The 7,842-nt window shown below is 36.7% G+C and carries 10 protein-coding genes; 9 read left to right on the forward strand and 1 reads right to left on the reverse strand.

Annotation, left to right across the window (positions count from 1 at the left end; all coding sequences use genetic code 11):
• Positions 1–3: 3 nt before the first annotated feature.
• Positions 4–675, forward strand: a complete 672-nt coding sequence (locus tag V7183_RS15540; RefSeq protein ID WP_335360098.1) for a SpoIIIAH-like family protein — start codon at positions 4–6, stop codon at positions 673–675.
• A 38-nt stretch (positions 676–713) separates the two neighbouring features.
• On the opposite strand, the gene V7183_RS15545 is transcribed toward V7183_RS15540, so the two are convergent.
• Entirely contained in the window at positions 714–911 is a 198-nt protein-coding gene (locus V7183_RS15545; protein WP_335360099.1) for a DNA recombination protein RecO, read from the reverse strand.
• A 481-nt stretch (positions 912–1,392) separates the two neighbouring features.
• Here V7183_RS15545 and accB point away from each other — a divergent pair, with 481 nt between their 5' ends.
• The 8 genes from accB to V7183_RS15585 all read left to right on the forward strand — a co-directional run bounded on the left by accB (position 1,393) and on the right by V7183_RS15585 (position 7,782).
• Positions 1,393–1,878: an acetyl-CoA carboxylase biotin carboxyl carrier protein gene (gene accB, locus V7183_RS15550; protein ID WP_335360100.1), complete on the forward strand. Its 486-nt coding sequence runs from the start codon at positions 1,393–1,395 to the stop codon at positions 1,876–1,878.
• A gap of 16 nt (positions 1,879–1,894) precedes the next feature.
• Positions 1,895–3,247, forward strand: a complete 1,353-nt coding sequence (accC, locus tag V7183_RS15555) for an acetyl-CoA carboxylase biotin carboxylase subunit (RefSeq protein WP_335360101.1) — start codon at positions 1,895–1,897, stop codon at positions 3,245–3,247.
• Positions 3,248–3,270: 23 nt separating this feature from the next.
• A complete protein-coding gene (locus V7183_RS15560) occupies positions 3,271–3,663 on the forward strand; it encodes an Asp23/Gls24 family envelope stress response protein (protein ID WP_097896830.1) in 393 nt (130 codons plus the stop codon).
• 344 nt (positions 3,664–4,007) lie between these two features.
• On the forward strand, positions 4,008–4,400 hold the full coding sequence (gene nusB / locus V7183_RS15565; protein ID WP_097896829.1) for a N utilization substance protein NusB: 393 nt from the start codon (positions 4,008–4,010) through the stop codon (positions 4,398–4,400).
• Between the two features lie 23 nt (positions 4,401–4,423).
• Positions 4,424–5,284, forward strand: coding sequence for a bifunctional methylenetetrahydrofolate dehydrogenase/methenyltetrahydrofolate cyclohydrolase FolD (gene folD / locus V7183_RS15570; RefSeq protein WP_097896828.1), 861 nt, complete (start codon positions 4,424–4,426; stop codon positions 5,282–5,284).
• Positions 5,285–5,310: 26 nt separating this feature from the next.
• On the forward strand, positions 5,311–6,669 hold the full coding sequence (xseA, locus tag V7183_RS15575) for an exodeoxyribonuclease VII large subunit (protein ID WP_335360102.1): 1,359 nt from the start codon (positions 5,311–5,313) through the stop codon (positions 6,667–6,669).
• Positions 6,659–6,889 (forward strand): exodeoxyribonuclease VII small subunit, encoded by a 231-nt coding sequence (xseB, locus tag V7183_RS15580; protein ID WP_097896826.1) that lies wholly within the window; start codon positions 6,659–6,661, stop codon positions 6,887–6,889. The genes xseA and xseB overlap by 11 nt, the downstream gene beginning before the upstream one ends.
• A complete protein-coding gene (locus V7183_RS15585; protein WP_335360103.1) occupies positions 6,889–7,782 on the forward strand; it encodes a polyprenyl synthetase family protein in 894 nt (297 codons plus the stop codon). The genes xseB and V7183_RS15585 overlap by 1 nt, the downstream gene beginning before the upstream one ends.
• Positions 7,783–7,842 lie beyond the last annotated feature (60 nt).

Consider the following 7,842-nt stretch of genomic DNA (forward strand, 5'->3'; position numbering starts at 1 on the left):
AAAGTGTTGAAAAAACAAACAGTTTGGTTATTAACGATGTTAAGTTTAGTTGTTGTGCTATCTGTTTACTATGTAACAACACCAGAGAAAATGAATAATGTAACGCCGACAGCGAGCGAAAAGATGGGACAAGAAAAGCAAGGAACTGAAAAAGAAACTACAAAAGAAACTACAAAAGAAACTTCAAATAATGAAGCTGGTAAAAAAGAAACTGCAAATAAAGAAACAGATAAAAAGGACAGTGGCAACAAAGGAACAAGTAGCAAAGAAACAAGTAACAAAGAAACGAGCAAAAAAGAAAGTAATGTAACAGTTCAATCAAGCGATGAGAACTTCACAGCTTTACGTATGCAAATGGAGGATCAACGTAGTGCAGAGAAAGAAAAGTTGCAAGATGTGATGAAATCAACAAAATCTTCAGCTGAGGAAATTAGTAAGGCAAAAGCGGATTTTGATGCAATCAATACAATGCAAACAAAAGAAGGGTTGCTTGAAACGGTTATTAAATCTCAAGGTGGTTACAAAGACGCACTTGTAAGAGCTGAAGGAAATGATATTAAGGTAACTGTAAAAGCGGCAAAGCATTCACAGAAAGAGGCAAATAAAATTATCCAACTTGTGCGAAGTGAAGCTGGATCTAAAGATGTAGGTGTTAAATTTGATCCGGTTAAGTAAGATGAAGCCCATTATGCAGCAAGAATACTAGAAAAAAGCTATCGTTTTCGATAGCTTTTTTCTAGTTCATTTTTATAGTCGTTTTGGATGTTTTCAATTGGGAATGGAGAAATGCGCTGAGAGTAAAAAATTAAGGGTTCGTGGTAATGGTGATTGCTTTTCCCGGATTTCAGGTGGATAAAGAGAACAACAAACCAAATGATGACAGCTGGTAGGAATAGAATGAGCCATACCATATTTCCACACCTCGCTACACTATATTTTCGTTCACTTTGAACATACTATTCTTATGTGAAGGAAGAATGAACGGCTTGTAAACAAAAAAATAATATTTGGTAAAAATATGTTTGTTTAAATGAATAGCATAAAGTGAGGATGGTAAATACAAGCTTTACATTATACATTTCAAAGAAAGAGAAATATGTTTTTTAGGAAGTGGTCTTGCCAATTTTGTGTGAAACTTGGTATTATTACTAGGTGATAAACTATTCGGTGGAATAATATTTTTACAGGAGTTTCGATTTATCATAAAGAAATATAGAGTTGGAATGTTAAGACTATTTATCGTAAGATAGGAATAGTAAATATTTTTATTAGTAAGGATTATAGAAATGGCCTTTCTAGTAGAGTGCATCGTATTTTTACAGTCAATACAGTTTTCTATATGCTGTGTATCTGTAAAAACGAGACAAACAAGTGTATGGGAGTGGATTTTATATGTTTAAAATTCAAGAAGTTCGTGAATTAATTAAATTAATTGATAGCTCTAATATTGATGAATTTGAATACAAAAAAGATGGTACAACCATTAAAATGAAAAAACGTGGTAATGAAGTAGTTTCTGTGCAAGCTCCAGTAGCGAAGCAAGCAGTGCAAACACAAGCTGTAGAAGTTGAAACAGCGGTAGCTCCAGCTCGTGTAGAAGCACCGAAGCAGGAAGAGAAGAAAGCAGTTCAAGATGAGAATTTACATAAAATCACATCGCCAATGGTAGGAACATTCTATGCTTCTTCTTCACCTGATGTACCTCCATATGTAAGTGTTGGAGATCGAGTATCAAAAGATTCTATTGTATGCATTGTTGAAGCGATGAAGTTGTTTAATGAGATTGATGCAGATGTAGAGGGAGAAATTGTTGAAATTCTTGTTAACAACGGACAACTTGTTGAGTACGGACAACCGCTATTTCTTGTAAAAGCGTAATAAGGGAGTCTTTGTGATGATAAAAAAAGTATTAATCGCCAATCGTGGGGAAATTGCTGTACGAATTATTCGTGCTTGTAAAGAGATGAATATTGAAACAGTTGCTATTTATTCAGAAGCAGACAAAGAATCACTTCATGTGCAAATTGCAGATGAAGCGTATTGCGTTGGGCCAACGATTTCAAAAGAAAGCTATTTAAATTTGACGAACATTATAAGCGTTGCAAAACTAACGGGTTGTGATGCAATTCATCCTGGATATGGATTTTTAGCAGAAAATGCAGATTTTGCAGAACTATGCCGTGAATGTAATTTGATTTTTATCGGACCAAGTCCAGAAGCTATTTCAAAGATGGGCACAAAAGACGTTGCTCGTGATACAATGAAAGAAGCAGGGGTTCCGATTGTACCAGGTTCACAAGGGATTATCAAAAATACGGAAGAAGCGATTGAGCTTGCGAATGAAATTGGATATCCTGTTATCATTAAAGCGACTGCAGGCGGCGGCGGAAAAGGAATTCGTGTTGCACGTCATGAAGAGGAACTTGTAAAGGGAATTCAAATTACACAGCAAGAAGCTAGTACCGCTTTTGGAAACCCTGGTGTATACTTAGAAAAGTACGTTGAAGATTTCCGCCATGTTGAGATTCAAATAATGGCAGATACACATGGAAATGCCATTCATTTAGGAGAGCGCGATTGTACAATTCAGCGCCGTTTGCAAAAACTACTAGAAGAAAGTCCTTCGCCTGCACTTGATGCGAACATTCGCAAACAAATGGGTGAAGCGGCAGTGAAAGCAGCGGTAGCGGTCGATTATACAGGTGCTGGTACGGTTGAGTTTATTTATGAATATAAAACGAAAAGCTTTTACTTTATGGAAATGAACACGCGAATTCAAGTAGAACATCCGGTTACTGAGATGGTAACAGGAATGGATTTAATTAAAGAGCAAATTCGCGTTGCTTCTGGAGAAAAGTTATCGTTACAGCAAGAAGAAGTACAATTTAATGGTTGGGCAATTGAATGTCGAATTAATGCGGAAAACCCTGCCAAAAAATTTATGCCATCCCCAGGTAAAGTAGAAATGTATTTACCACCAGGAGGATTTGGTATTCGCGTCGATTCAGCTGTTTATCCAGGCTATTCAATTCCACCGTACTATGATTCGATGGTTGCAAAATTAATTGTTCATGGAAAAACACGTGAAGAGGCAATTGCAAAAATGAAGCGAGCGCTTAGTGAATTTGTCATTGACGGCGTACATACGACAATACCATTCCATTTACAATTGCTAGATCATCCTGATTTTGTAAAAGGTGAATTTAATACGAAATTTTTGGAAGAACATGAACTTGTGACGCAGTGATACATTTAAAGGAGGTTTTTTTCATGGCTGAACATATGTTAGATATGGGTCAAGATACAACTCTTGGAAAAGTAGAAATTGCACCGGAAGTAATTGAAGTAATTGCAGGCATCGCAGCTGCTGAAGTAGATGGTGTAGCGGCAATGCGTGGCAATTTTGCTACAGATGTTGTTGAAAAGTTAGGAAAGAAAAATCACGGTAAAGGTGTAAAGGTTGAATTAGCAAGCGAAGATATCATCGTTGACGTTTATGTGATTATGTACTTCGGTGTGGCAATTCCAGTTGTTGCACAAAAGATTCAAGATAATATTCGCCAAGCGCTCTTTACAATGACAGGTCTTGAGCCGAAAGAAGTGAATGTTCACATCGTTGGCGTAACATTCGAAACACAAAAAACAGAAATCGAGCCAGTGTAAGAATGAAAGGTGCCTCGTGAAACAGGCACCTTTTTTCTCGTTTCATCCCTTCATGTATAAGACTTCTTAATTGTTATACTATTTTAAAAAGTATGAAATATAAAGAAAGATGATATGTTTTTCTAAAAAACGTACATTGTGATAGGGTATGGAACTTGAAGTTAATCTTTTTGTTATTTTTCAGCCTTGTAACCCGTGTGTGAAACGATAAATTGTGTTATTATCATTGTATTATAAGGTTGAAAAATCAATGAAAACTGCAAGAGTAAGTAAATTGACGGCTTATAAATTATAATAATATAACAAAACATAAGGAAAGACTTGAAGTATAAAGGAGAGTTACAATGAAACGTAGGACGGCTAGAGAAAGAGCCATGCAAGCATTATATCAAATGGATATTACTGGAGAATTAGAGCCAAAAGTAGCGGTGGAAAATACGCTAGAAGAAGGCGAAGAAACAAATGAATTTTTAGAGTCACTTGTTGTTGGTTTTGTAGAACATAAAGAAGCAATTGATGAAGCGATTCGTCAAAATTTAAAAAAGTGGAAGTTAGAACGTATCAGTGTTGTGGATCGCAGTATTTTACGTTTAGCTGTGTATGAAATGAAGTACATGGAAGAAATTCCACACAATGTAACAATTAACGAAGCAATTGAAATTGCTAAAACATTTGGGGATGAGGAATCTCGTCGTTTTATTAACGGCGTTTTATCTAATATAAAAGATACACTGTAATTTCTTTAAGGGGGAATCTTAAAATGGTAGCAGTAATCATCAAAGGAAATGAAGTTGCGGAGAAAAAACGAACACAATTAAAAGAAGAAGTTGTGAAGTTGAAAGAGCAAGGAATTGTCCCAGGATTAGCAGTTATTTTAGTTGGCGAAGATCCAGCGTCTCGTTCTTATGTAAAGGGAAAAGAAAAAGGCTGTGAACAAGTTGGGATCTATTCAGAGCTAATTGAGTTTCCAGAGACAATTACAGAAGAGCGTTTGCTTGCTGAGATTGATCGCTTAAATGAGGATAACCGTATTAATGGAATATTAGTACAATTACCTTTACCAAAACATATTGAAGAGAAAGCTATCATTGAAAGAATTTCACCTGAAAAGGATGTAGATGGATTTCATCCCATCAGCATTGGTCGTATGATGACGGGGCAAGATACATTTCTGCCATGTACACCACACGGCATTGTAGAATTAGTAAAAGAAACAAATCTTGATATTTCTGGAAAACACGTTGTTGTAATTGGACGAAGTAACATAGTTGGGAAACCAGTGGGACAGCTATTTTTAAATGAAAATGCGACTGTAACATACTGTCACTCCAAAACAAAAAATATAAAAGAATTATCAAAGTTAGCTGATATTTTAATTGTAGCTGTTGGAAGACCGAAAATGGTAACGGCTGACTATATAAAAGAAGGTGCAGTTGTAATTGATGTTGGTGTCAATCGTTTAGATACAGGGAAATTATGCGGTGATGTTGACTTTGAAAATGTACTGGATATTGCAGGGTACATCACACCAGTACCAAAAGGAGTCGGTCCAATGACAATTACAATGCTCCTTCATAATACGGTTGAATCTGCAAAACGCGCAGGAGTAGTTTGTAAATAATTTGAATCGGCTATGAGGAGAGAGAAATGGAAAAACAATATTTAACCGTTACAGCATTAACACGCTATATGAAAACAAAAATAGAGTATGACCCGCATTTGCAGTCTGTTTGGTTAAAAGGAGAAATTTCAAACTTTAAATATCATAGCCGTGGCCATATGTACTTCACATTGAAAGATGAAAATGCACGAATAGCAGCGGTTATGTTTGCGGGTCATAATCGCAATATAAAGTTCAGACCAGAAAATGGAATGAAAGTACTCGTAAAAGGCAAGATTTCTGTCTATGAGGCGAGTGGTTCCTATCAAATTTATGTTCATGATATGCAGCCTGATGGTGTCGGGAATCTGCATTTAGCTTATGAGCAATTAAAGGTTCGATTAGAGGAAGAAGGGTTGTTTTCTCAAGTTTATAAACAACCGATTCCTCCATATGCCAAAACAATTGGTGTCATTACATCACCAACAGGAGCGGCGATTCGAGATATTATAACAACGATTAAACGTCGTTATCCAATCGGAAATGTGATTGTATTTCCGGTACTTGTACAAGGGGAGTCAGCAGCTCCCTCGATTGTACAAGCGATTCGTGAAGCAAATGAGATGGCTGATATAGATGTATTAATTGTTGGGCGTGGGGGTGGCTCGATTGAAGAATTATGGGCCTTTAATGAGGAAATGGTTGCGCGGGCAATTTTTGCAAGTGAGATTCCAATCATCTCAGCTGTTGGACATGAAACAGACTTTACGATAGCTGATTTTGTAGCGGATTTACGTGCACCAACGCCAACTGCAGCGGCAGAACTTGCAGTACCGAATATTCTTGAGTTACAAGAGAAGGTGTTACAAAGAACCCTTCGCTTACAAAGAGCTATGCGAGAGATGCTACATAAAAAACAAGAACGATTACAAGTATTACAAAAATCGTATGCGTTCCGTTACCCAAGGCAAGTGTATGAACAAAAGGAAGAACAGTTAGACCGTGCTCTTGAACAGCTTGTTTTAGCAAAAGAGCGTTATATAGAGAAAAAGGTAAACCAATTAAAGCAACTTTCATTTTACTTAGAGAAGCATCATCCTTCTCAAAAAATTTCACAAACTAAGACAACGATAGAAACACTGCAAAAGCAATTGCAACGTGAAATGCAAACATTAATGCAAACGAAAGAGTTTGCATTTGTAAGGACAGCTCAAAAACTAGAAGCATTAAGTCCGCTTAAAGTCATGATGAGAGGTTATGGGCTTGTGTATAGTGAGAAGAAACAAGTGTTAAAAAGCGTGAAAGATGTCGGCCTTGGAGATGCGGTTTTAGTACAATTACAAGATGGAATATTAGATTGTAACGTATCGGGCATAGAGGAGCGTGAATTGAATAATGGAAAATAAATTAAGCTTTGAAGAAGCGATTTCGCAGCTTGAACATCTCGTTTCTAAGCTTGAACAAGGTGATGTTCCTTTAGAAGAAGCAATTTCATACTTTAAAGAAGGTATGGAGTTGTCTAAGCTCTGTGATGAGAAATTGAAAGATGTACAAGAACAAATGGCAGTTATCCTAGGGGAAGATGGAGAACTCGCACCATTTACTGCTTTAGGAGATGAAGCATAGTGGCATATGTAGCTTTTGATACTTTTGTAAAAGAAAGTAAAATTTTTGTAGAAGAGCAGCTTGTCCGCTATGTAAATGAATTACAATGTCCAAATGTACTTCGTGAAGCGATGGCATATTCATTGGAAGCGGGTGGAAAGCGTCTCCGCCCGTTACTTTTATTTGCAACATTGCAAGCATTCGGAAAAGAAAGAGATCTTGGAGTAGGAGCAGCTTGTGCTCTTGAAATGATTCATACGTATTCATTAATTCATGATGATTTACCATGTATGGATGATGATGATTTAAGACGCGGAAAGCCAACAAATCATAAAGTATTTGGTGAAGCGATGGCTGTTTTAGCAGGAGATGGCTTGTTAACGTATGCGTTTCAAGTAGTCACAGCATACCATCACGAAGAAATTTCTGCAGAAACAAAATTGCGACTTGCATTTGAACTTGCAAAAGCAGCGGGACCAGAAGGAATGGTTGCTGGACAAGTAGCGGATATGGAAGCGGAAGGGAAGCAGCTCACGCTTAGTGAATTAGAATATATTCATAAACACAAAACAGGCCGATTATTAGAATTTGCTGTGCTTGCAGGAGCTATGCTTGCAGGGGCTACACGAGAACAAGAAGAAAAATTGCTCGCATTTGCGAAATATATCGGTCTAGCTTTTCAAATTAGAGATGATATTTTAGATGTAGAGGGTACAGAAGAAGAGATTGGAAAACCAATTGGTAGTGATGCTTCAAATGAAAAAAGTACATATACAACGTTATTTGCTATAGACGAGGCAAAAGATATCCTAGAAGAAACAATTGTCAAAGCAAAAGATGCGATAGCGTCTTTACAATTACAAGATGAATATTTACTATCCATCTGTGATTTAATCGCAAAGCGTAATAACTAGTATAACAGCGTTTTCATTTGTTGAGTCATTCATCATTTTGTGGTATAAATGTAGAAAAAG

Origin of the sequence: Bacillus sp. JJ1127, from assembly GCF_036965845.1 — a bacterium.
In the GTDB taxonomy this organism is placed as follows: Bacteria; Bacillota; Bacilli; order Bacillales; family Bacillaceae_G; genus Bacillus_A.